At 71.7% G+C, this 21916-nt stretch carries 23 protein-coding genes and 1 tRNA gene; 11 read left to right on the forward strand and 13 right to left on the reverse strand.

Annotation, left to right across the window (positions count from 1 at the left end; translation table 11 throughout):
• The first annotated feature begins 172 nt into the window (after positions 1–172).
• On the forward strand, positions 173–856 hold the full coding sequence (locus tag Q3Y56_RS09445; RefSeq protein WP_304461500.1) for an HAD-IA family hydrolase: 684 nt from the start codon (positions 173–175) through the stop codon (positions 854–856).
• Positions 857–926: 70 nt separating this feature from the next.
• On the opposite strand, the gene Q3Y56_RS09450 is transcribed toward Q3Y56_RS09445, so the two are convergent.
• Positions 927–1508: a TMEM165/GDT1 family protein gene (locus Q3Y56_RS09450; RefSeq protein ID WP_304461501.1), complete on the reverse strand. Its 582-nt coding sequence runs from the start codon at positions 1506–1508 to the stop codon at positions 927–929.
• A gap of 282 nt (positions 1509–1790) precedes the next feature.
• Complete coding sequence (locus tag Q3Y56_RS09455) at positions 1791–2579, reverse strand: ABC transporter permease (protein WP_304461502.1); 789 nt, start codon at positions 2577–2579, stop codon at positions 1791–1793.
• 206 nt (positions 2580–2785) lie between these two features.
• On the opposite strand from Q3Y56_RS09455, the gene Q3Y56_RS09460 reads away from it, so the two are divergent.
• On the forward strand, positions 2786–3460 hold the full coding sequence (locus Q3Y56_RS09460; protein WP_304461503.1) for an HNH endonuclease family protein: 675 nt from the start codon (positions 2786–2788) through the stop codon (positions 3458–3460).
• Between the two features lie 179 nt (positions 3461–3639).
• Here Q3Y56_RS09460 and Q3Y56_RS09465 read toward each other — a convergent pair whose 3' ends face one another.
• Complete coding sequence (locus Q3Y56_RS09465) at positions 3640–5058, reverse strand: glycoside hydrolase family 18 protein (protein WP_304461504.1); 1419 nt, start codon at positions 5056–5058, stop codon at positions 3640–3642.
• Positions 5059–5424: 366 nt separating this feature from the next.
• On the opposite strand from Q3Y56_RS09465, the gene Q3Y56_RS09470 reads away from it, so the two are divergent.
• The 6 genes from Q3Y56_RS09470 to Q3Y56_RS09495 all read left to right on the forward strand — a co-directional run bounded on the left by Q3Y56_RS09470 (position 5425) and on the right by Q3Y56_RS09495 (position 11875).
• Positions 5425–7170: an alkaline phosphatase D family protein gene (locus Q3Y56_RS09470; protein ID WP_304465533.1), complete on the forward strand. Its 1746-nt coding sequence runs from the start codon at positions 5425–5427 to the stop codon at positions 7168–7170.
• A gap of 298 nt (positions 7171–7468) precedes the next feature.
• On the forward strand, positions 7469–9532 hold the full coding sequence (locus Q3Y56_RS09475) for an FAD/NAD(P)-binding domain-containing protein (RefSeq protein ID WP_304461505.1): 2064 nt from the start codon (positions 7469–7471) through the stop codon (positions 9530–9532).
• Between the two features lie 54 nt (positions 9533–9586).
• Positions 9587–10057, forward strand: a complete 471-nt coding sequence (locus tag Q3Y56_RS09480) for a DoxX family protein (protein ID WP_304461506.1) — start codon at positions 9587–9589, stop codon at positions 10055–10057.
• Between the two features lie 244 nt (positions 10058–10301).
• Positions 10302–10967 (forward strand): DedA family protein, encoded by a 666-nt coding sequence (locus Q3Y56_RS09485; RefSeq protein ID WP_304461507.1) that lies wholly within the window; start codon positions 10302–10304, stop codon positions 10965–10967.
• Between the two features lie 81 nt (positions 10968–11048).
• A complete protein-coding gene (locus Q3Y56_RS09490) occupies positions 11049–11192 on the forward strand; it encodes a hypothetical protein (protein WP_304461508.1) in 144 nt (47 codons plus the stop codon).
• The gene (locus Q3Y56_RS09495; RefSeq protein ID WP_304461509.1) at positions 11186–11875 is read left to right on the forward strand and encodes a lytic transglycosylase domain-containing protein; all 690 of its coding nucleotides are present in this window, start codon (positions 11186–11188) and stop codon (positions 11873–11875) included. Before Q3Y56_RS09490 ends, Q3Y56_RS09495 begins: the two co-directional genes overlap by 7 nt.
• Before the next feature lie 5 nt (positions 11876–11880).
• Here Q3Y56_RS09495 and Q3Y56_RS09500 read toward each other — a convergent pair whose 3' ends face one another.
• The 9 genes from Q3Y56_RS09500 to Q3Y56_RS09540 all read right to left on the reverse strand — a co-directional run bounded on the left by Q3Y56_RS09500 (position 11881) and on the right by Q3Y56_RS09540 (position 19322).
• Positions 11881–12678: an alpha/beta fold hydrolase gene (locus Q3Y56_RS09500; protein WP_304461510.1), complete on the reverse strand. Its 798-nt coding sequence runs from the start codon at positions 12676–12678 to the stop codon at positions 11881–11883.
• A 175-nt stretch (positions 12679–12853) separates the two neighbouring features.
• Positions 12854–13072, reverse strand: coding sequence for a hypothetical protein (locus Q3Y56_RS09505; RefSeq protein WP_304461511.1), 219 nt, complete (start codon positions 13070–13072; stop codon positions 12854–12856).
• Positions 13073–13256: 184 nt separating this feature from the next.
• The gene (locus Q3Y56_RS09510; protein WP_304461512.1) at positions 13257–14282 is read right to left on the reverse strand and encodes a lactonase family protein; all 1026 of its coding nucleotides are present in this window, start codon (positions 14280–14282) and stop codon (positions 13257–13259) included.
• Positions 14283–14418: 136 nt separating this feature from the next.
• Positions 14419–15471, reverse strand: a complete 1053-nt coding sequence (locus Q3Y56_RS09515) for a phosphatidylinositol-specific phospholipase C domain-containing protein (RefSeq protein ID WP_304461513.1) — start codon at positions 15469–15471, stop codon at positions 14419–14421.
• A 348-nt stretch (positions 15472–15819) separates the two neighbouring features.
• Positions 15820–16440, reverse strand: a complete 621-nt coding sequence (locus Q3Y56_RS09520; RefSeq protein ID WP_304461514.1) for a dihydrofolate reductase family protein — start codon at positions 16438–16440, stop codon at positions 15820–15822.
• A gap of 75 nt (positions 16441–16515) precedes the next feature.
• Positions 16516–16872 (reverse strand): helix-turn-helix transcriptional regulator, encoded by a 357-nt coding sequence (locus tag Q3Y56_RS09525; protein ID WP_304461515.1) that lies wholly within the window; start codon positions 16870–16872, stop codon positions 16516–16518.
• Between the two features lie 136 nt (positions 16873–17008).
• Entirely contained in the window at positions 17009–17305 is a 297-nt protein-coding gene (locus Q3Y56_RS09530) for a hypothetical protein (protein ID WP_304461516.1), read from the reverse strand.
• A gap of 89 nt (positions 17306–17394) precedes the next feature.
• Complete coding sequence (locus tag Q3Y56_RS09535) at positions 17395–18552, reverse strand: abortive phage infection protein (RefSeq protein WP_304461517.1); 1158 nt, start codon at positions 18550–18552, stop codon at positions 17395–17397.
• A 179-nt stretch (positions 18553–18731) separates the two neighbouring features.
• Positions 18732–19322 carry a TetR/AcrR family transcriptional regulator gene (locus Q3Y56_RS09540; protein WP_304461518.1) on the reverse strand — a complete coding sequence of 197 codons (591 nt, stop codon included), beginning with the start codon at positions 19320–19322 and terminating at the stop codon, positions 18732–18734.
• A gap of 116 nt (positions 19323–19438) precedes the next feature.
• Between Q3Y56_RS09540 and Q3Y56_RS09545 the strand changes: the two genes are divergently transcribed.
• On the forward strand, positions 19439–19861 hold the full coding sequence (locus tag Q3Y56_RS09545; protein WP_304461519.1) for a DUF4267 domain-containing protein: 423 nt from the start codon (positions 19439–19441) through the stop codon (positions 19859–19861).
• A 43-nt stretch (positions 19862–19904) separates the two neighbouring features.
• On the opposite strand, the gene Q3Y56_RS09550 is transcribed toward Q3Y56_RS09545, so the two are convergent.
• Positions 19905–19979: transfer RNA gene (locus tag Q3Y56_RS09550), tRNA-Val, on the reverse strand.
• 197 nt (positions 19980–20176) lie between these two features.
• Here Q3Y56_RS09550 and Q3Y56_RS09555 point away from each other — a divergent pair.
• Positions 20177–21436, forward strand: a complete 1260-nt coding sequence (locus Q3Y56_RS09555; RefSeq protein WP_304461520.1) for a hypothetical protein — start codon at positions 20177–20179, stop codon at positions 21434–21436.
• A gap of 237 nt (positions 21437–21673) precedes the next feature.
• Positions 21674–21898, forward strand: coding sequence for a zinc ribbon domain-containing protein (locus tag Q3Y56_RS09560; protein ID WP_304461521.1), 225 nt, complete (start codon positions 21674–21676; stop codon positions 21896–21898).
• The last annotated feature ends 18 nt before the right edge of the window (positions 21899–21916 follow it).

Here is a 21916-nt window from a genome sequence, read left to right on the forward strand (position 1 = left end):
AACCCCCTCTTCGGGGCTCCCGCGAGGAAATACCGAGGCCCCCTGGCGCGGACCCCGACCCGCTTTGTATCGTAGAGAAACAAAGTGGCTCCGCCCGCACTCCCTGACCGGCGGGCGGGGCCGCTTGTGCATACCCAAGGCTTCACTCCCCCGGCCCGTCAGGAGCCCGCCGATGCCCCCGATGCCCACCGCCCCCGCCGCCACGCTGGCCGCCCGCGCCGTCCTGCTCGACATGGACGGCACCCTGGTCGACTCCGACGCGGTCGTGGAGCGCTGCTGGCGGCACTGGGCCGCCGAGCACGGCCTGGACGGGGACAGCGTGATCAAGGTCGTCCACGGGCGGCAGGGCCACGCCACGATGGCGGTGCTGCTGCCGGACCGCCCGCACGCGGAGAACCTGGCCGACAACCGGCGGATGCTGGAGCAGGAGACCACCGACATGGAGGGCGTCGTACCGGTGCCGGGCGCGCCCGCCTTCATGGCGGCCCTCGCCGCCCTCCCGCACGCCCACGCCCTGGTGACCTCCGCCGACCGGGCGCTCTCGACGGCCCGGATGAACGCCGCCGGGCTGCCGATGCCCGCCGTACGGATCACGGCGGAGTGCGTGGGCGCGAGCAAGCCGGACCCGGAGGGCTTCCTCAAGGGCGCGGCCGAGCTGGGCTTCGCGCCCGCCGACTGCGTGGTCTTCGAGGACTCCGAGGTCGGCATAGCGGCGGCCAGGGCGGCCGGGATGCGCGTCGTGGGCGTGGGCCCGCGCGCCGCGTCGCACGCGCCGGACGCGCTGGTGCGCGACCTGGAGCAGGTACGGGTCGAACCGCTCCCGGACGGCACCGTGCGCCTGCACATATCCGGCTGACGCGCGAACCGCTCACGCGGGCGGCACGGCCGTCAGCCGACCCGAACCGCCCGCGCGGGCGACAGGGCCGTCAGCCGGCCACCGCCTCGTAGAGGCTGAACCCCGCCAGCGCCAGCATCACCAGCGCCGCGACCTTCGTGATCAGCTTCAGCGGTACGAACCTCATGAGCGTACGGCCGCCCACGATGCCCAGCCCGGCCACCGCCCAGAGCGCGAGCACCGCGCCCACGCCCACCGAGAGCGGATCGTCGTAGCGGGCGGCGAGGTTGGCGGTCATGATCTGGGTCAGGTCGCCGAACTCGGCGACCAGGATCAGCGAGAAGCCGGCGCCCGCGACCTTCCAGAACGACTGGTCGGCGGGCTTCCTGAGCTCCTCCTCCCCGTCGTCCTTCTTGAGCAGCAGCGTGGCGGCCCCCGCCAGGAACAGCGCGCCGACCACGGCCTGCACCACCCGGTGCGGCAGCAGCGTCAGCACGCTGCCCGCCGCGACGGCCAGCGCGACATGGACGGCGAAGGCGGCGGCGACCCCGGCGAAGACGTACGACGCCCGGTAGCGGGTGCCGAGCATCAGCCCCGCGAGGGCGGTCTTGTCGGGCAGTTCGGCGAGGAAGACGACGCCGAAGACGACGGCGGCGACGGTGATGTCGAGCACGGGGGTGGATACCTCGTTCGGTCAGGCTGTCCGCCGGGCCGTCCGCGCCGCGAGGGAGCCGCCTGGAAAAGGGGTCGCTTCGGCACGGCAGCCCCATGGACAAGCGTCATGGACACTGCGGCCGAAGGTCTCGCTGGCGCGGTGCGTACAGGCGGCACACACCGGGCTCCGGGCGCCGGCCCGCCACGAGGGCGGGCAGTATGTCGACGGTCCGGCGAAGAGCTACTCCCCTTCTGCACGCCCAGGATACGCGACCTCGGCCCCGCCCTCATGCGACCGGCCTCAGTCCCGGTGCAGCCGTCCCCGCGCGACCAGTTCCAGGACGGCGGTGACGGCCACCGCCGTCACGGCCATCAGCGCGACCAGCACGAACAGCTGCACCACGCCCGCCAGTACCGGTGAGGCGCCGCCGAGCAGCATGCCGACGAACGCGCCCGGCAGCGTGACGAGGCCCACGGTCCTGGTCTGGTCCAGTCCCGGCAGCAGTGCGTCGGAGGCGGCGGGGCGGGCGATCTCCAGCCGGGCGTCCCGGTCAAGGAACCCCAGCGCGAGAGCGGCCTCCACCTCGCCGTGCCGCTGCCGCAGCTCGTCCAGGGCGCGTCGGCCGCTCAGTACGGTGGCGGTGAGCGCGCCGCCGATGAGGATGCCGGTGATCGGGATCAGCGCGATGCCGCCGACCGGGACGAGCCCGGTCAGCAGCAGCACGACGACCACCGGCAGCACCCCGGCCCCGATCGGCGCCGCGGCCCACCACCAGGTGCGGTTCCCGGTGATCCGGCGCCCGGCGGTCCGTACCGCGACCGCGAACATCAGGGCGACGAAGCACAGCAGCAGCGGTACGGCGCGCACCACCCACCCGATGAGGTACGACACGGCGGCGAGCTGGGCGGCGGCGCGCAGCCCGGCGGTGGCGACGGCCCGCCCGTAGCCGCGCCCCTCGCGGTCGGAGAGCCGGGCGACGGCCACGATGGCGACCGCCACCGCCAGCAGGACGCCGAGGACGACCCCGAGCGTGGCGTTGACCGGCAGCAGGACCGCGTCCGCGAGGGTGGCAGGGGCAGCGAGCGGCACGCGGCAACCTTACGAGGCGTCACAGGACCCGCACAGGAACGGACATGGCAACACGGAAAACGGCACGGAAAAATCGGACACCCCTTGCCTTGACATGCCCGCGTCGTCACGCTGTTACCTGGCGCCAACCCCACAGAAACCTGGCGTCGCCACCATGACCGGGCACCGCTGGCCATGGATTCCCCCACCTCCCCACAGGAGTTCGTATGTTCCGACTGCGCGGAAGCTCCGTGCGACGCAGCGTCTACGCGCGTCGCGCCTCGGTCGTCGGCGGCCTCACGGCCCTGCTCGGCACCGTGGCCCTGACCAGCCCGACCACCGCCGACGCGGCCCCGCCCACCCCACCGAGCGCGGCTGAGGCCCGCACCCAGCTGTCCTCACTGACCGTCAGCCCGGAAGGCAGCTCCGACGGTTACAGCCGCGACAAGTTCCCCCACTGGATCACCCAGTCCGGCGCCTGCAACACCCGCGAGGTCGTCCTCAAGCGGGACGGCACCGACGTCGAGCAGGACTCCAGCTGCGCCGCCGTCAGCGGCAGTTGGTACTCCGCGTACGACGGCGAGACCTGGACCGCCGCCTCCGACCTCGACATCGACCACGTCGTACCGCTCGCCGAGGCGTGGCGCTCCGGCGCCAGCTCCTGGACCACCGCACAGCGCCAGGACTTCGCCAACGACCTGACCCACTCCCAGCTGATCGCCGTCACGGACAACGTGAACCAGGCGAAGGGCGACAAGGACCCGGCGGAGTGGATGCCGTCGCTGTCCTCGTACCACTGCATGTACGCCCGCATGTGGGTCTCGGTGAAGCACACCTACGGCCTGTCGGTCGACTCGGCCGAGAAGTCCGCGCTCAGCTCGGTCCTCAACGGCTGCAGCTGACGCCTGCCGCGGCGTCGGCGGTCAGCCGTCAAGGCCGGGGAATTTCCTACCGCCTGAAGCCGTGTTCAAGCTGGCGCGAGGCGCAAGAGCCTGTCCGACGGGGCGAGCGCCGGGACCCGTCGGACAGGCCGTAGGGCCTGTCCGACGGGTCGGAACCGCTGAGCGTTCAGCGCGGCCTGTCAGAGTCCGTTCGAGCCGTTGGGCGGGAGCTTCTGGCCGTCGAGCCCGGCACGGATGGCCTTGGACAGCGAGCCGGTGCGATCGTCGCCGTCGAGCGAGTACACCATGACCCCGCCGAGTTTGCTCTCCCTCGCGTACACCGCTTTCTCGTGGGCCAGGGTCGGATCGTCGTAGGTCCAGAGGATGTGGTCGCTCTTGCTGTACCGCCAGGCGTAGCTGGCCTTACCTGCCGGGTTGCGGCGTATCGGGTAGCTGTGGATGTCGAGCTTGGCGATCTCGTGGTAGTCGTTGACGCCGTCCTCGTACCGGCCCTTCGCCGGCCCGGTCGCCTTGTTGAACAGCCCGTCGGAGTTGGGCTTTTCCTCCACGCCCTGCCAGCCGCGGCTGTAGTACGGGATTCCGAAGGTGAGCTTCGACCGGGCGCTCTCCCCCGCGGCCTTGATCCAGGCGTTGACCGCCGACTCGACCGAGAGTTTGTCCTTCTCCGACGAATGGAGCTGGGACTGCTGGTCGGTGGTCTTGTCCCACCCCCCGTGGAAGTCGTACCCCTGGATGTTGCCGAAGTCGAGGCACTTCATGACCTCTGCGGCGTCCCAGCCGGCCTTCATGATCTCCGGGTCGGCCGGCAGGAAGGCGGTCAGCAGGTACTTCCCTCCGCGGGGCGGGTAGTCCTTGAGCAGGTTCGGGTCGTCGAGCTGCTTGCGGAACTCCTTCAGCAGCGCCACGAAGTTCGCTTTGTCATCCGGGCTGAATTTGTTCCCGGGCAGCCCCTTGTCGCATCCGGGCCACTCCCAGTCGATGTCGATGCCGTCGAAGATCCCGGCCGCCACCTTGGCGCCGCCGAACTGCTCCTTCAGTTCGAGCTTCTTCGTCTCCCAGTGCCGGACCCAGATCTTCTTGGGGAGGTTGCCCTTGATGAAGAGGTCGATACACGAGGAGACGAGGTCCTCCCGCCCCTTCGCCGTCTTTGCGGCGAGCGACCAGTTGCGGCTGTACGTCCAGCCGCCGAGCGAGGCCAGGACCTTCAGTTGCTTGTGCGCTGCCTTGAGTTGCTTGAGCTGGTTGAAGTTCCCCATGAGGGTCTGCGCGCCCCAGGCCCCGTCAGCCGTGCCGATGGGATCCTTTTTCGTGGCGGCGTTGAACGGCTGCAGGTAGTCGGCGCCGGCGTCCCCGGCGTTGATCCCCGCGTCCGCATGCCCCGCCTTCTCCGAATCGAGCGCCCTGACCTCCTCGAAGGCCCGGAATCCGTCGTAGCCTTCGGGATATTTCTCGGACTTCGGAATGTCACCAGACGTGAAATTCTCGAACGCGTAATTGAGAATCGTCAGCTTGTCCGCTGTTCCGTTGTCGTGGATGGTCTTGAGGAAGAACTTTCTGTCGTAGATGGCCCACTGCGGGTAGTAGCCGATGAATTCCATTGCAGTCTCCATGGGTGCGTGCGCCGGCGAGTGTTCGAACGGCGGTGGGGTGTGTCAACCAGAAATGCGGGTCAATGCCGCCCCGGACACGTATTGCCGGGCTGGGACACGTATTGCCGAGCTGGCATCGCCACGCCGCTCACGCCTCGGGCGGTCCGGACGGTCGACGCTTTCCATTGATGCACAACCCATGGCGGGCCGCATCTCGGCACTACAGCCTTGAAAGCCCTCTAGGCCAGTGAATTACCCGGCATGACAACGGTGTTCACCCCAGGCCGCGCCAACGCCCCACGCCTGCCCCGTCGTTCCGTTCCGTACGCGCGTTCCGTACCGTACGAGTTCGACGAAGCGACGGAGGAGGGCCGGATGGCCGGACTGCGGTTGGGGCCACTGCTGCGGCATGTCGAGGCGGACGCGGGCGGGGGCACGGCCACCGTCTGGGTCGAAGCCGACCGCCCCTGTCTGGCCGAGGTCGCGTGCGCCGACGGCGCGGGCGGGTCCGCCCGTACCTGGCGGATCGCGGGGCACCACTACGCCCTGATCATCGTCACCGGGTTGCGGCCCGACACCGAGACGGCCTACCGCGTGCTGCTGGACGGCGAGCAGGTCTGGCCGCTGCCCGGCTCGGAGTTCCCCGACAGCACGATCCGTACGCCCTCCCCCGACCCGGCCCCGGACCGGCCCGTACGCGTCGTCTTCGGCTCCTGCCGCTGGGCCGCGCCGCCCTCCGACCCCGGCCGCCCCGACGACCGCGGCCAAGGCCCCATCGGTCCGGACGCCCTGGACACGCTGGCGTCGGCCATCGCCCACGACCCCGCGGCCGAGCGCCCCGACGTGCTGGTGCTGCTGGGCGACCAGGTGTACGCGGACGAGACATCGGAGGAGACGCGGCGCTGGCTCGCCGGTCGGCGCGACCTGAGCGAGCCGCCGGGGCCGCAGGTCGCCGATTACGAGGAATACACGCGCCTGTACGACGAATCATGGCTGGACCCCAAGGTGCGGTGGCTGCTGTCCACCGTCCCCAGCTGCATGATCTTCGACGACCACGACGTGATCGACGACTGGAACACCAGCACGGCGTGGCTCGACCGCATGCGCGCCACCCCGTGGTGGCGGGAGCGGATACTCAGCGGCCTGATGTCGTACTGGGTGTACCAGCACCTGGGGAACCTCTCCCCCGCCGAGCTGGCCGCCGACAAGCTGTACCGGGCGGTGTGCGAGACCGTGGGCGAGAAGGGGGACAAGACCGGGGCCGGGGACGGGGTCGGGGACGGGATGGGGGACGGCACGGAGCTGCTGCGCGAGTTCGCCGAGGAGGTCGACATGGACCCTGCGCACGCCCGCTGGAGCTACCGGCGCGACTTCGGGCGCATACGCCTCGTCATGGTCGACAGCCGGGCCGCCCGCGTGCTGGACGAGGACGCACGGGCGATGCTCCGCCCCGACGAGTTCGCCTGGCTGCGGCGGCAGGTGCTGGAGCCCGGCGCCTGCGACCACCTCCTCATCGGCACCTCGCTGCCCTGGCTGCTGCCGCATTTCGTCCACGATGTGGAGCGGTGGAACGCGGCGGTGTGCGGGGGCGCCCGCGGGCGCCGCTGGGCCCGCTGGGGCGAGGCGCTGCGGCAGCGCGGCGACCTGGAGCACTGGGCGGCGTTCCCGGCCTCGTTCGACGCGCTCACCGAGCTGATCGCCGAGGCCGGGGCGGGGCCCGGGGCGCCCGCCACGATCAGCGTGCTGTCCGGTGACGTACACCACGCGTACGTCGCCGAACCGGACTGGTCGAACTTCCCCCGCCCGCCCCGCAGCCGGGTGCGGCAGCTCACCTGCTCCCCCGTGCACAACAGCATCCCGGCGTCGATCCGGTACGGCTTCCGCTTCGGCTGGAGCCGGGTGGGGCGGTGGGTCGGACGCGCCTTCGCCCGGCACGGGCGGCTGCGGCCCACCGGGCTGCGCTGGCGGCGCACGGGCGGGCCGTGGTTCGGCAACCAGCTCATGACGCTGACGTTGGCCGGACGCGGCGGTCAGGTGCGGCTGGACCAGGCGCGCGCCGCCGCAGATGGCCGCGACCGGCTGGTCACGGTGCTGCGGGAGGACTGGCCCGAGGCCACGTAGCCGCCCGAGGAGACGCAGCCGCCCGCCAGCCGGAGCCCCGGGGAGGCTCGTCCCCGTAGGGAGATCGGGCCTCCCCGGGCGCTCCTCCGTAGCCTCCGCGCGCCGACACGCGACACCCGCAACACCCGCCACGTGATCCACGCCACAACGGAGCCACTTGTTCCATTCGGGGGCTCGCATCGCACGGCCGGACCGGCATGATGGTTTCCGCCCGGCACCCACCTGTCCCCTCGGGGCCGGAGCGAGCACCCCGTCCTGCCACCGCCGCAGGCTCCGTCCGTCCCCGGGAGACGCCACCTTGGCCGGAGAGCACCACGCCATAGCCGTCGTCGGGTCCGGGCCCAGAGGCACCAGCGTGCTGGAGCGGCTGTGCGCCTCGGCCGCCGAGCTGGCGTCCGGCGCCCGGCTGACCGTGCACGTGGTCGACCCGGCGCCGCCCGGTTCCGGTCAGGTGTGGCGTACCGCGCAGTCGGGCGAGCTGCTGATGAACACCGTCGCCTCGCAGGTGACCCTGTTCACGGACGCGAGCGTGGACTGCGCCGGGCCGGTGCGCCCCGGTCCGAGCCTGTACGAGTGGGCCGCCGGGCACGGTCTGGAGCTGGCCCCGGACGACTACCCGACCCGCGCGCTGTACGGCCGCTATCTGGAGTGGGTCTTCGCGCGAGTGGTACGGGACGCCCCGGACGGCGTGACGGTGCGCACCCACGCGGCGCGGGCGGTACGGCTGGAGGAGCAGGCGAGCGGCGAGCAGGTGCTGACCCTGGACGACGGTGGGCGGCTGGCCGGGCTGTCCGCGGTCGTCCTGGCGCAAGGCCACCTCCCGGCGGTCCCGGACGAGGCGGAGGAACGGTTCGCCGGGTACGCGGCGGCGCACGGACTGCGCTATTACCCGCCCGCCAACCCCGCCGACCTCGACCTGTCGCCCATCGCGCCCGGCGAGCCGGTGCTGCTGCGCGGCCTGGGCCTGAACTTCTTCGACCACATGGCGCTGCTGACCCTCGGCCGGGGCGGGGCGTTCACCCGGGACGCGCGCGGCACGCTCACATACGTCCCTTCGGGCCGCGAGCCGCGGCTGTACGCGGGGTCGCGGCGCGGCATCCCGTACCACGCGCGCGGTGACAACGCGAAGGGCGCGTGCGGCCGCCACGAACCGCTGCTGCTCACGCCCGAGGTGATCGCGCTGTTCCGCAAGCGCGCAGAGGCCGGCGACGCCCCGGACTTCCTGCTGGACGTCTGGCCGCTGGTCGCCAAGGAGACGGAGACGGTCTATTACGAGGCGCTGCTGAGGCGTTCGGAGCGGATGACCGCGGGCCAGGACGGCCGGTTCCGGGAGCAGGGCGGGGAACAGTGCGGGGAGCAGCCCGGGGCGCAGTTCCGGGAGCGGTTCCTGGCGACGGAGCACGGCAGTGCCGAAGAGGCCGCCGTCCTAGACGCGTTCGGCATCCCGGCGGCCGACCGCTGGTCCTGGGAGGACCTCGCGCACCCGTACCGCGACCGCGAGTTCGCCGACGCGGCGGAGTTCCGGCGCTGGTTGCTGGGGTATCTGCGGGAGGACGTGGCACACGCGCGGCTGGGGAACGTGGCGGGGCCGGTCAAGGCAGCCCTGGACGTGCTGCGCGACCTGCGGAACGAGCTGCGGCAGATCGTGGACCACCGGGGGCTGCGCGGCGCGTCCCGCCGGGCGCATCTGGACCGCTGGTACACGCCGCTCAACGCGTTCCTGTCGATCGGTCCGCCGCGCCTCCGGATCGAGGAGATGGCCGCGCTGATCGAGGCGGGCGTGCTCCACGTGCTGGGCCCCGGCCTGGAGGTGACCTGCGGCGAGGCGTCCTGCATCAAGGAGCCCGGCGACGAAGGGTCCTGTGACGGCATGGCCACCGGCGGCCCCGGCTTCCGCGCCCGCTCCGCACGGGTGCCCGGCCCCCCGGTGGTGGCCACCACGCTGATCGAGGCGCGGCTGCCGGAGCCGGACGTACGGCGGACCGCGGACGAGCTGCTGGCGCACCTGCTGCGTACGGGAGGCGCCCGTCCGCACCGCGTGGACGGTTACGAGACGGGCGGGCTGGATGTGACGCCGAGCCCGTACCGGGTGATCGACGGTCAGGGACGGGCCCACCCGCGGCGCTTCGCGGTCGGCGTGCCGACCGAGGGCGTGCACTGGGTGACGGCGGCGGGCGCGCGTCCGGGGGTCAACTCGGTGACCCTGTGCGACACGGACGCGGTGGCGCGGGCGGCGCTGCGCGCGGCGGTGGGGCGGGGGTGCCCGCGGCCCGGATACACCGGGAGCCGGACTCCGCAACCCCTGTTCCGATGTAAAGATGGCATGAACTTGAACTTGCAACAAAAGCAGAGGCGACCCTAACCTGTCCCCCTCGTTGTTTCTCGTCCCCGGAACCGAAGCGAGGGTCCCCCACCCATGTCCCCCTTTTCCGCTCTCACCGAGCGCCTTGATGCGACGCGCCCGTACGTGCTGTCCCTGTTCCGGATCGTCGTCGGTCTGCTCTTCTTCTGCCACGGCGCCGCCTCGCTGCTCGGCTGGTTCGGCGGCCTGATGGGCTCCGGCAACACCGTCGAGGCCGGCACCTGGCCGGGCTGGTACGCCGCGGTGATCCAGCTCGTCGGCGGCGGGCTCGTCATGGTCGGCCTCGGCACCCGCAGCGCCGCCTTCATATCCTCCGGCTCGATGGCGTACGCGTACTTCCACGAGCACCAGTCGAAGAACCTGTGGCCCATCGAGAACGGCGGCGAGGCGTCCGCGATGTTCTGCTGGGTGTTCCTCCTCCTGGTCTTCACCGGCCCCGGCCCGCTGGCACTGGACCGCATCTTCGGCGGCTCGCGCGACGCGGCCCGCACGACCGGCTCGCCACGCCAGACGACCAGCGTCTGAAACACCGGTCCGCACCGGTGCGCGAGACGCCGGTCGACCAGCGCGTGAACCGCGCCTGAATGCCGCCTGGATGAGGCGTTGATCACGTGATACGGGGCCCAAGGCCCCGTATCACGTAAATCGAACAACATCGCCGCGCCCTGATCGCTATCCTCGGAACCCGCAGGCGTACGCTGTACGGCTGTACAGGCCGTACTGCCGCTCCCGGCAATGTCACGGCGGGGGAACGGGATCGGGAGACGCGTTGCTGGAACATGTGGGGTCACTGACCAATACCCCATGGATCTATGCCCTCATCGGGTTGTCAGTGCTCCTCGATGTCTTTTTGCCCGTGCTGCCCAGCGGAGTGCTGGTCATCACCGCGGCCACCGCCGCAGCGGGCACCACGGCCGATGTCGTCGGCGCGGCGAGCGCCGCCCGAGTCGAAAGCGTGCTGCCCGACATGCTCGGCCTGGTGCTGTGCGCGGCGACCGCCTCCGTGGTCGGCGACATGGTCGCCTACCGGCTGGCCTGGCGCGGCAGCGACCGGCTCGACCGGGCCATCGCCCGCTCCCGCCGACTCACTGCCGCGCAGGAGAAGTTGGGCACCGCGCTGGACAACGGCGGCGGCCCGCTCGTCGTCGTCGCGCGGTTCGCACCCGCCGGACGGTCCGTGGTCAGCCTGAGCGCGGGCGCCGCGCACCGCCGGGTCACCGAGTTCCTGCCGTGGTCGGCGGCGGCCGGACTGGCCTGGGCCGCCTACAGCGTGAGCCTGGGGTACTTCGGCGGCCAGTGGCTCGGCGCGACCTGGCTGAGCACCGGCGTCTCCGTGCTGGCGCTGTTCGCGGCGGGCGCGGGCGCGGTGTACGTGGTGAAGCGGCCGGGAGCCGCGGCCGACGCCCCGGCGGCGGGTGGCGAGCAGGCCGCGTAACAAGCCGCTTATCGGATGCGCCCGCACGTGCCCCTGTACCCCGATTGCGGCCCGGCCCACGACTGCGGCTACCGTCCCCCCATGCGTATCTCCACCGCGCGTGTCCCCACCGTGCGTTTCTCCGCCGTGCGTGCCCGCACCGTGCATGTCCGCACGGTGCATGTCCGCCCCCTGCGTGTCCGCACCGTGCGTGTCTCCACCGCCGCCCGGGGCACGGCGTGGTGAGCCGTCGCGGGCGGTTCGTCGGAGTGGCCGTCACCGTCGCGGCGCTGCTCGCCGTCGCGGCGGTCGTCGTCGTACGGCAGTTGATCGGCTCGGGCCCCGGCCTGCCCACCATTCCGGACAAGTACCGACCCACGGTGGAATCGGCCGCCCGCAGCTGTCCGCGGCTGAGCGTGCCGCTGATGGCCGCGCAGATACACGCCGAGAGCCGCTGGCAGCCGGACGCGGACTCCGGGCACGCCCAGGGCATCTCCCAGTTCTCGCCGGTCACATGGTCGGAATGGGGCCGGGACGGGAACGGCGACGGCCGGGCGGACGTCTGGGAGCCCAAGGACGCCATCCCGTCCCAGGCCCGGTACATGTGCCATCTGTACAAGGTGGTGGCGGACGTACCCGGTGACCCCACCCAGCTCGCCCTCGCCGCGTACAACGCCGGTCCGGGCGCGGTCCTCAAGGCCCGGGGCATCCCCCCGATCGACGAGACGCGCGGCTATGTGGACCGGATCGTGAACGATCTGCTGCCGCAGTACGAGAAGAGCGAGGCGGAGCACGCCTCCAACGCGCCGTCGTCTTCCGGAGCCCCGTCGCCCGCGGGTGCGCCGTCCTCCAGCGCTACGTCGTCCGGTGCTCCGTCCTCGGGTGCTCCACTCTCGGGTACTCCGTTCTCCGGCGCGTCGGCCCGCTGACGAGGTCAGGCCTCAACCTCGTTGAGGAAGTCCTCCACGGCCCGGACGAGCTCCAGCGGCGTCTCGTCGGCCGGATAGTGCCCGGCGCACGGCAGCTCCACCAGTTCGGCGCGTACGTACCAGCGCAGCCACGTCTGCCGCATCACCTCGGCGGTCAGCGCCGGGTCGTGCGCGCCGACCACCACCCGTACCGGGACGGTGGCACCCTCGATCTCCTCGTGGAAGTCCTCCAGGGCCCAGGAGTCCAGCCACGCCCGGAACGCCTTGACGTCACTGTGCTCCCGCGAATGCCGCACCATCAGGTCCAGCCAGGCGTCGGGATGCCTGCTGCCGGTGGTGAAGTCGATGATCTGCCGCCGGTTCTCCGGTTGCTCGGCGGCGCCCGCGAACAGCTCCCACTGAGCCCCGTGCAGGGGCACACCACTCGCCGGTACGGGGGCGAGCCCCACCATCCGGCGTACGCGCTGCGGCGCGGCGGCCACGACCCGCTGGGCCACGGCCCCGCCCATGGAGTGGCCGACGAGGGAGAAGCGGTCCCAGCCGAGGTGGTCGGCGAGCGCGAGCAGATCGCCGGCCGCCTCCGCGGTGGTGTAGTCCCCGGGGATGTCGCGCGCCTCGCCATAGCCGCGCAGGTCGGGCAGGGCGTACGTGAAGGCCCGCCGGTCGATGTGCGGCAGGACCGCGGCGTACGCGGCGCGATCGGAGAGCCAGCCGTGGACCGCGATGACCCGATGCGGGCCGTTGCCGACCAGTTCACAGGGTGGAACGAAGGGTGTAATTCGGGGTGGCACGACGGTTCCCATAGCGCCTCCGGTCCGGTCGGATACGGGCGCGCGTGGTACGCCCGCGCGCACAACGGTGGCCGCAACTCGGGAGTACGGCAAGCCCGATGCGCATATGCGCCATCCAGACGGCGGTTTCTTTTCCCCGGCCCCCGGTGCCCGACCCCGGTCCCCCGGCTTCCGGTCCCCTGGACTCCTACGCCGCCGTGTCGACCTCACGCCGCATGGCGCCCAGGTAGACGCCGAGCAGCCGCCGGTACTCCACCCGCTCCTCGGGCAGCAGCGGCCGTGCCGTACGCGCCCGCAGGAAGGCGCGGATCGCCTCGTTGGCGTCATCGGAGTCGACGGACCCACCCTCGGCGGAGTCGTCCTCGGCAGGGCACACGGCATCGGAGGTCGGAGCTAACAGGGGCATGGGACAAGGCTACGGGCCGGGTGTGACAGCGGAAGACCGCCTAGGCCGTTCGCGAACGTAATACCGGCCACATCGTGCGCACCTCGCGCCCCAGCGGAATCGGGAGGGGAAGGCGAACGGGCGGGGGCGGGCAGACGGCGGAGACGGAAGAACGGGCGGGGCGGGCAGACAGCAAGGGCGGCCGTTACAGCGGCAGTACGCACACGGGCACGGGCGCGGTGAACGGCGCCCCCGACGGCGTGAGCCGACCTGTTCGACGGTCCACCCGGAACACCGTGACCGTGCCCGTGTTCTGGTTCCCGGCGAAGAGCAGCGTGCCGGACGGCGACAGGCCGATGTGCCGCGGGTACGCCCCACCGCACGGCACCGCGTCCAGCAGCCGGAGCCCGGCGCCGCCATCGGTCACCGCGAACCGCGCGACGCTGTCGTGGCCCCGGTTGGACACGTAGACGAACCGCCCGTCGGCCGAGACCACGACCCCCGCCGGGTAGTTGCGCCCGCCCGGCTCGGCGCGGTCGGGCAGCGTCGGCCACGCGTCGCGCGGGCTCAGTTCGCCCGAGCAATCGTCGTACGCCGCGACCGTGATCGTGCCGTCCAACTCGCCGACGACATACGCGAACCGGGCCCCGGGGTGGAAGGCCAGATGCCGGGGCCCGGCGCCCGGGGCCGTCCTCGCTTCCGAAACCGGGGTCAGCCGCCCGCGTGCCGCATCGAGCCGGTAGGTGTACACCGTGTCGGTGCCGAGGTCGACCGCGAGCACGAAGCGGCCCTTGGGGTCGGCCAGGACCTGGTGTGCGTGCGGGCCTTCCTGCCGCTCGGGATCCGGTCCGGAACCGGTGTGCCGTACGAGATCCGTACGCCCACCCAGCGCGCCGTCGGGGCGGATGGGGTGCACGGCGACGCTTCCCGACCCGTAATTGGCCGTCAGAAGGTGGCGGCCGCCGGGGTGCACGGCCAGATGGGTGGGTCCGTCACCGCCGGTGGACCGGGCCGGGCCGAGCGCGGTGAGCGCCCCGTCCGCACCGATCGCGAGGGCTCGCACGGTGCCGCCGGGCCGCTCGTCCACCGCGTACAGCACCCGGCCGGAGGGGCCCAGGGCCAGGAAGGACGGATCGGCGACGCGGTCGAAGAACCCGGCGGCGGTCAGCGCCCCGCTCGCGACGTCGTACGTCGCGACGGTGATCCCACCGCCGAACGAGCCGAGATACACAGGCCGTACGCCTGCCCCCGGCCCACCCATCCCCATCCCGCCTCTCACCCTGCTGCCCGCCTCCGTACGGAAGGTGCCGCCGGACAACAGGGTGCCGGTCCAGACCAACGACGGCAACGGTCAGCCGCCGACCGCGTCAGCCGCGCGGGGTCACCATCGACAGGACGGACGGCAGCGGGTACCAGTCCGCCGTGGCGAAGCTGGCGTGCTTGCGCGCCAGCAGCTCCACACGGGCCCGGGCGTCGGCCTCGGCGGGCCGGGTCGCGTCGATCGCCGGGGACACCTTGTGCGCGTCGGTCATGATGAGCAGGTAGTGCCGCTGGTCGTACCAGGCGGTGTCGATGCCGTTCTGGACGTACGCCGCCGCGTCACCGTCGAAGACGACGAACCACGGGCGCAGGGAGGCGTCGGCGTACCGGCGCCGCGGGTCGCCGGACTCCGCCTTGTGGACGGCGGGGAAGGCGGTCGCCTGCCGCAGTTGCCCGGCGGCGGCCAGGTTCCGCAGCCGCGTGGCGTACTCGCGGTCCGTCCACAGCGAGTCGAAGGGGTTGTTCTCCTCGACCGTGCCGGGGAGCAGCTCGAAGATGAACTTGCCCGCGAGCGCGTCCCGGCCCGGCCAGCCGTCCGCCCGCACCGCGTCGTCCAGCGTCGCGTGCCCGCCGAGCAGATCGGCCGGGCGGTAGACGGCGTCGCCCAACTTGGCGTTGACAAGCGCGTCGAACTCGTCCGGGCCGCGGCCGCCTCGGTCGTTGAAGCCGTCCTTCATCTCGACCTTGACCAGAATGGGACGGTGGCCGGGGTGGGCGTCGTGCCACGCCCGCATGTCGGCGAGGCAGCCGTTCAGGCTCTGGTTGCGCGGCTTGGTGCGCAGCTCGGCCGCAGAGCCCGCGTTCTCGCAGTTGTTGGCGTTGCCAAACGGGTTGCTGTGCGAGACCCGCCACTGGCTGCTGGTGAAGTTGGTCCATACGTCCAGCTCCAGGAGCCCGGCCCCGGAGTCGAGCGCGTCCGCGAGGTAGGGGTATTTCGCCTGCTCATAGGCGTTGTGGACACCGACTCCGGTGGTCGCGGAGAACGCGGCCGCGGTCTGTTCCGGCTCCGCGTGAGCGGGTACGGGCGCGGCGAGGGCCGCTATGACTGCCGTGGGGAGCGCGAAGGTCGCCGCCGCGCTCGTGAGCCGGGACTTCTGCATACGTGTGCCGCCTTGATTTCCGTGGGGTCAAGTCGGCAGCAGCGTACGGGCATTCGATGGGTGGCTGGATGTCGCCCCGGTGGCGGAGCGAAGAACGGCAGCACGTCACACCTCCGGGACCCCCGGCGAGGCGCGGTCCCGGCGCAGCGCCCCCCGGCTGAGGCACCAGCAAAGCCCCGCCCCGGGCGAGGCGCCACCCTAGGCCAAGGCCCCAGCAGAGCCCCGCCCCGGCGAGATGCCACCTCGGCCAAGGCCCCAGCAAAACGCCGCCCGGCCGAGGCCCCGGCATAGCCCCGCCCCGGCGAGGTTTCCCCCTCCCCGGCGAGGCGCCGGCCCCGGCGTGCGGGGTCAGTCCTCGAGGTCGAACGAGCCGTACGTGGGGCGCCCGGCGAGCTGGTAGGTGTGCGCCGCGACCCCGGCACCCGTAGTCCTGCTGTCCAGCAGCCGCAGCGCGGTCGGCACGGCGCCCTCGGCGAACAGCCGCTTCCCCGTGCCCAGGACGACCGGGTACACCATCAGCCGGAACTCGTCAATGAGATCGTGTGCCATCAGGGACTGCGCCAGGTTGCCACTGCCGTGGATCTGGAGCTCCCCGTCCAGTTCCCTCTTGAGCTTGGCCACGGCCCGCGGCACGTCCGTGTCGAGCAGCGTGGAGTTCTGCCAGTCCAGCGTGTCCAAGGTGGTGGAGGCGACGTACTTCGGGAGGGTGTTGAGGCTCGTGGCGATGGGGTCCTGTTCGTCGGTGACCCGCGGCCAGTACCCGGCGAATATCTCGTACGTACGGCGGCCCAGCAGAAAGGCGCTCGCCCCGCCGAACCACTCGACGACGATCCGACCCATGTCCTCATCGGCGTACGGGACCACCCAGCCCCCGTACTCGAAACCGCCGCTGGTGTCCTCGCCGGGCCCTCCCGGGCCCTGCACGACCCCGTCCAGCGAGAGGAAGGCGGTGAGCGTCAGCTTCGCCATGACATGCTCCGTTCCGTACTGGTCCAAGTGCTTCCAAGTGGCTTCATGTACGTGGACTTCGGCCCGGCGGAAAACTCATCGCCAGGCGGCGAGCATCTGCCCCATGGTCGCGAGGGCCGGAGGGGCCACCCGGTAGTAGACCCAGGTGCCGCGCCGCTCGGAGGTGAGCAGTCCGGCCTCCTTGAGCTTCTTCAGGTGATGGGAGACGGTCGGCTGGGAGACCCCGACATCGGAGATGTCGCAGACACAGGCCTCCCCGCCCGTGTGCGAGGCCACCAGGGAGAACAGCCGCAGCCGGACAGGATCGCCGAGCGCCTTGAACATCGCGGCGGTGCGCTCGGCCTCCTCGGCCGACAGCGGGCGCTCGGTCAGCGGTGGGCAGCACGGCACGACGCCCGACTCCAGGACCGGCAGCACCTCGGAATGAGACATATCTCTATGTTGACATATGTCAAATCAGCAGGGGGGACAGATCCCGCCGCCAGGAGGACAGCGACCACCGGCCGTCCCGCTGACCGCCTACCGCCTACCGCCTACCGCCTACCGCCTACCGCCTACCGCCTACCGCCTACCGCACAGGAATGGCGAGCTCACGGCCGCGATAGAACGCCTCCCGCTCGTCGGTGACGTATTCGGCCATGGCCGCGCGCCGCTGCGCCTCCGCGTCGGACGACCGATAGGCGTCGCACGTTTGCTTGGAGTCCCAGAACGACACGCCGATGATCTCCCGCCCGTCCTCGGACCAGTACGCGTAGGCGTGGCGAAGCCCTTCGGGGTAGGGGGTCGGCCGCCACGCCCTCTCGAAGTCGTCCAGCTTGCCCGGCTTGATGCGGCGCGTTGTCATCCAGACGAAGTGCTCCTCCATCACGGCCTCCTCCTGACCGGTTGACCGGCTTATCCGCTCGGTGCACTCTCACACCACCGTAGGCTCGCGGGGCCGGTTCCGCCTCCGGGTCAGCACCGCGCCCTGCCGTAGTGCCGGGCCAGGGCGTGGAACGCCTGCTTCGGCTCCCAGTGCCAGGCGGATGCGGGGTCCTCGGGCCTGTCCTTGATCGTCTTCACGATGCTGTAGCTGGCCATGTCGAGGTCGTAGCGAGGCTCGGGCCGGTGCGGGGAGTCGGGGCTGACGAAGTTGTAGACCAGCGCCGCGTACAGGCCCATCGACTCGAAGACGTCCAGCATGTCGGTGAGGTACGCGGCCTGAGTCCGCTCGCTGCGGACCAGGTCGCCGACGATCTCGGGGGGTTCCTTGCTGTAGTCGACGGCGTTCCACCCCATGCCGCCCTGCTCAGGAGCGCCTACGAAGGTGCAGGAGCCGAACTCGGAGATCGCCACCGGCTTGCCCCAGCGCAGGTAGGGCGTGAGCTCCCGGACATAGTCGGACCGGCGGGGGTGGTACGCGTAATAGTTGACGCTGACGATGTCGAACAGGCCCCAGTCGGTCTCACCGGCTTCGTCGAACGCGGCGGCATACGTCAGCGGGCCATGGAAGACGGACCTGCCGACCGATGCCGACCGCGCGACGAAACTGCGCAGCCGACGCTTCATCTGCACCGGATCGAAGTTCCCCTTGGTCATGTTCTCGATCCGCTCCATGACGTCGGCGCCTGGCACGATGCCTGGCACAAACAGCACGAACTCGCAGCCCACGCTGAGGTGGACCCGGGCGCCCTGGCGCCGCAGCCGCTCGGCGTGTCTGCCCGTTTCCGCCAGGTGGTCGAGGATCTCCCGCTGCGGGCGGTCCCTCAGTCGCGGCTGGAGCCAGACGTGCAGCCCGCGCTCCGCCGCCTCCGACGATGCTGCCGTGAGCCGCTCGACCCCGTCCCCGAAAACCGAGACCGAGCCGGCATGCAGTTCTTCCTTGATGACGCGGATGTCCTTGCGCACCCTGGCCGCGTTCCACGCCGTCCCCGGCGTCTCCCCCTTCCCGACCTCGTAACACACTCCCCGATACGCCAGCCCAGGCCCTTCCCCCGCCCCGGCGGCGGCCCCCACCGCCGCTCCGGCCGCCTGGGCCCGGCCCGCCGCCATGAGCGACCCTGCCGACACGGCGGCCCCGACGGCCCCCGCCCCGGCCAGGAACCGAGCCCGGCTGATCCCCTCAGTGCGCACTGCGCCTCCCCGTGTGTGCGTCCACCGGTCGCGGCCTCATCGTGCTGCGCCGTGGTTCCCAGTCTGGTCGGCGGCAGCACTCCCGGTCGTCAGCCGATGGTCTGCGCGTCCGCGACGGAGGTATGAACTGTCCACCACGCAAAGCGACTTAGGTCGTACACACGCTCCGACGGCCGCCGCTAGTCGGCCGGCGACGCGGTGATCCGGCTGATCAACAGCTCCACACGAGCGTCATGCTGGTCCGGCCGGAGGCGGTGGCCCGCGCTGAGGGTGGCCAGCCCGTGCAGGGCGCTCCAGACGACTTCGGCGAGGGTCTCCGGGTCGTCCCCGCGAGCGGCCGCCAGGGGTTCCAGCGCACCGAGGAACTCACCGAAGGCCGCCTTCAACGGGGCCGGCGAGGCCTCGGTGCCGAACGGGACATCGATCTCTCGGACGAACATGGCGGCGTAGACCGCGGGCCGGGCCCTGGCGAAGTCCAGATAGGCGTCGGCCAGCGCACGCAAGGCCGCGTGCGCGTCGACGTGGGCCGCGCGGGCACCCCGCAGGGCGGCGGCGAGTTCGCCGAACCCCTCGAGGGCGACAGCCGCCACGATCGCGTCCTTCGATGCGAAGTGGCTGTACAGCACCGGCTGGCTGTACTCGACGCGCTCGGACAGACGTCGCGTGGTCACCGCCCCCCACCCCTCGGCCTCGGCGAGCTCACGGGCCGCCTCGACGATCAACCGGTGCCGCTCCGCACGTTCGCGCTCTCGCCGCTGCTGCACTGCCATGGGCAAATTCTAGCACCGCTAGACATGGGAGCGTCGCTAGTTCTAGCATCGCTCGAAGTCCTAGCAACGCTAGTTCCATCCCGGCCCTTCGGCCCGGCGACTCCCACGGGGGACTCATGTCCAAGCAGCGCGTCACCACCGTTCTGACACTCCTGACCGGCGCCGCGGTCATGTTCTTCGGGCTCAACTTCCTCCTGAACCCGAACGGCGCGCCCACCGGTTTCGGTATCGAGCCCTGGCCGCAGGGCAACGCCGACGGCTACTTCGTCGTGAAAGGCGTCCGCGACCTGGCCGTCGGCTCCACCGTCTTCCTCCTGCTCGCGCTGGGCCAGCGCCGCGCTCTGGGATGGGTGGTACTGATAGACGCCACCATCCCCCTGGGCGACGCCCTCGCGGTCACCACCCACGGCGGCACCGTCGCCACGGCCCTGACCGTGCACGTCTCAGCGGCCGCCGTAGTCCTGCTGACGGCGGGGCTGCTGCTCACAGAGAGCCGCACCCGCCCGGCACAAGCCTCTGCAGAACAAACCACCGCCTGAACGCTGAAGGCCCCCAACCGACAACGGCTGGGGGCCTTTTCGCTGGTGGGCACAGACGGATTTGAACCGCCGACATCTGCTTTGTAAGAGCAGCGCTCTACCGCTGAGCTATGCGCCCTGGCATGAGCTGACAGACTACATGGCCTCCACCCCGGCTTCGCAAACCCCCGACCAGGCCGGAACGGCACCCCGCGCACCCGTGAGGCGGGCTGCGCAACTGATCTCCTCCCGGTGTTCGTCCCTGACGGTGGGAGAATGACATCCGGGTCCGGGACTGGTCCGGGGCGGTCTGTCGGGAGAGGTCGGGAGAGGGATGTGACGGGGTTCCCCGGGGGTGGTACGCGGCGGTGGTTCGGGCGAGGGGAAGGGCAGCGGGCCGAGGCGCAGGCCGCCAAGGATGCCGCCGCCGCCGCGTTCTACGAGCTCGACACGGCCCAGCGCGACCTGCGGATCTCCATCGAGACGATCACCGCCGTCGACGACTCCCCCGCCGGGCGGAAGGCCGTGGCCGACTTCGACGCGCTGGGGCGGCGGATCGATGAGGTCAGCCATGCGTACATCACGGCCGTGGATGCCCATGATCTGGACCGCGACGACCTGGACTCCGCGACCGCCGCCCGCGCCCGCGCCGAGCTCGCAGGGGCTCGTACGGAGCTGGAGCGGACCAAGGCCGAGTTGCAGCGGTTCGAGGAAGGTCTCGGGCCGCTGTTGCGGCGCGCCGAGGGGCAGCTGGCCCGGCTGGCGCCGGCCGTGGAGCGGGCCCGGCAGGCTCTGCTCGCCGCGAGCAACGCGCTGGACGCCGTGCGCGCCTCCGGTCTCAAGGCCGACGATCTGGCGTCGCGGCTGGCCGCGCTCGCCCCCGAGCTGACCAAGCTCAACCAGGGCGCCGCCCAGCACGGTGTACAGGACACGATCCGCCGCGCCGACGACGTGCTGCGGCGGGCGGAGGCACTGCGGCTGGAGGCGGAGCGGCTGCCGGAGCGGGCGGCGGAGACCGACCGGCGGCTGGTGTCGCTGCGGACCCGCGCCGAGGCGATCACCACCCGTGCGTCCGGCGTCGAACCGGTGCTCAGCGAGTTGCGCCGCCGGTACAGCCTGGCCTGCTGGCAGGACCTGCAGCCCGTGCCGGAGCAGGCCGCGCGCGATGTGGCGCTCGCCCGCGAGAAGCTCAAGGAGGCGCAGGCCGCCCGTGACGAGCAGCGATGGCCGGACGCCACGGCCCTGCTCAGCACGGTCCGGGCGCTGCTCAACACCACCGACGAGGCCGTCTCCGCCGCCGGCGACCGGCTGCGCCGCCTCGACCAGGTGTCCTTCGATCCCCAGCAGGAGATCGAACGCACCCGCTTCGCGATCCGCGACGCGCAGCGGCTGGCGATGGCCGGGCGCAGCACACCCGATCCCCGGCACGCCCAGCCGCTGGACGCGGCGGTCGACCGGGTCGACCGCGCCGTCAGCGCCCTGGAAGGGCGGCATCCCGACTGGTGGCACTTCCTGACCGAGATGGAGTCCGTCCGGCAGGCGGTGGCCGCCGTCGTCCAGGCCATCCGCGAGGAGCGGGGCAGCGGCGCCCACTGAGCCGCTCGTCGCGCCCGTCTCCGGGTCCGTCACCGCGTGCTCGTCCCGTCTGTCCGTCACCACGTGCTCGTCCCGTCTGCCCATCACCGCGAGCTTGTCCGTCTGCCCGTGGCTGGGCGTCCGTCCGTCTGTCCGTCACCCCGAGCTTGTCCGTCTGCCCGTGGCTGCGCGCGGGTCCGTTGTCCTTCGTCGCGCACCCCTGCCTGACCTGCGGCTCGGCTGGTTATGCTGCCTCGCATGCCACGCTACGAGTACCGATGCCGCGCCTGCGGAACGACGTTCGAGGTCGACCGGCCCATGGCCCGCTCCTCCGACCCCGCCAGCTGCCCCGACGGGCATGCCGACACGGTCAAGCTGCTCTCCGCCGTCGCCGTCGGCGGTACCGCCTCCGCGCCGCGTTCGGGCGGGCCCGCCGGCGGTGGTGGCGGTGGCGGATGCTGTGGAGGCGGCTGCTGCGGTTGAGCCGTGCGGCGGGGCGGC

This window comes from Streptomyces sp. XD-27 (assembly GCF_030553055.1).
Lineage (GTDB): Bacteria > Actinomycetota > Actinomycetes > Streptomycetales > Streptomycetaceae > Streptomyces.

What these genes read in the sequence shown, in the direction of transcription:
- Q3Y56_RS09445 (WP_304461500.1), top strand. Translation starts at nt 173, where the DNA reads ATGCCCCCGATGCCCACCGCCCCCGCCGCCACGCTGGCCGCCCGCGCC.
- Q3Y56_RS09460 (WP_304461503.1), top strand. Translation starts at nt 2,786, where the DNA reads ATGTTCCGACTGCGCGGAAGCTCCGTGCGACGCAGCGTCTACGCGCGT.
- Q3Y56_RS09465 (WP_304461504.1), bottom strand. Translation starts at nt 5,058, where the DNA reads ATGGAATTCATCGGCTACTACCCGCAGTGGGCCATCTACGACAGAAAG.
- Q3Y56_RS09470 (WP_304465533.1), top strand. Translation starts at nt 5,425, where the DNA reads ATGGCCGGACTGCGGTTGGGGCCACTGCTGCGGCATGTCGAGGCGGAC.
- Q3Y56_RS09480 (WP_304461506.1), top strand. Translation starts at nt 9,587, where the DNA reads ATGTCCCCCTTTTCCGCTCTCACCGAGCGCCTTGATGCGACGCGCCCG.
- Q3Y56_RS09490 (WP_304461508.1), top strand. Translation starts at nt 11,049, where the DNA reads ATGCGTATCTCCACCGCGCGTGTCCCCACCGTGCGTTTCTCCGCCGTG.
- Q3Y56_RS09500 (WP_304461510.1), bottom strand. Translation starts at nt 12,678, where the DNA reads ATGGGAACCGTCGTGCCACCCCGAATTACACCCTTCGTTCCACCCTGT.
- Q3Y56_RS09505 (WP_304461511.1), bottom strand. Translation starts at nt 13,072, where the DNA reads ATGCCCCTGTTAGCTCCGACCTCCGATGCCGTGTGCCCTGCCGAGGAC.
- Q3Y56_RS09515 (WP_304461513.1), bottom strand. Translation starts at nt 15,471, where the DNA reads ATGCAGAAGTCCCGGCTCACGAGCGCGGCGGCGACCTTCGCGCTCCCC.
- Q3Y56_RS09520 (WP_304461514.1), bottom strand. Translation starts at nt 16,440, where the DNA reads ATGGCGAAGCTGACGCTCACCGCCTTCCTCTCGCTGGACGGGGTCGTG.
- Q3Y56_RS09525 (WP_304461515.1), bottom strand. Translation starts at nt 16,872, where the DNA reads ATGTCTCATTCCGAGGTGCTGCCGGTCCTGGAGTCGGGCGTCGTGCCG.
- Q3Y56_RS09530 (WP_304461516.1), bottom strand. Translation starts at nt 17,305, where the DNA reads ATGGAGGAGCACTTCGTCTGGATGACAACGCGCCGCATCAAGCCGGGC.
- Q3Y56_RS09540 (WP_304461518.1), bottom strand. Translation starts at nt 19,322, where the DNA reads ATGGCAGTGCAGCAGCGGCGAGAGCGCGAACGTGCGGAGCGGCACCGG.
- Q3Y56_RS09545 (WP_304461519.1), top strand. Translation starts at nt 19,439, where the DNA reads ATGTCCAAGCAGCGCGTCACCACCGTTCTGACACTCCTGACCGGCGCC.
- Q3Y56_RS09560 (WP_304461521.1), top strand. Translation starts at nt 21,674, where the DNA reads ATGCCACGCTACGAGTACCGATGCCGCGCCTGCGGAACGACGTTCGAG.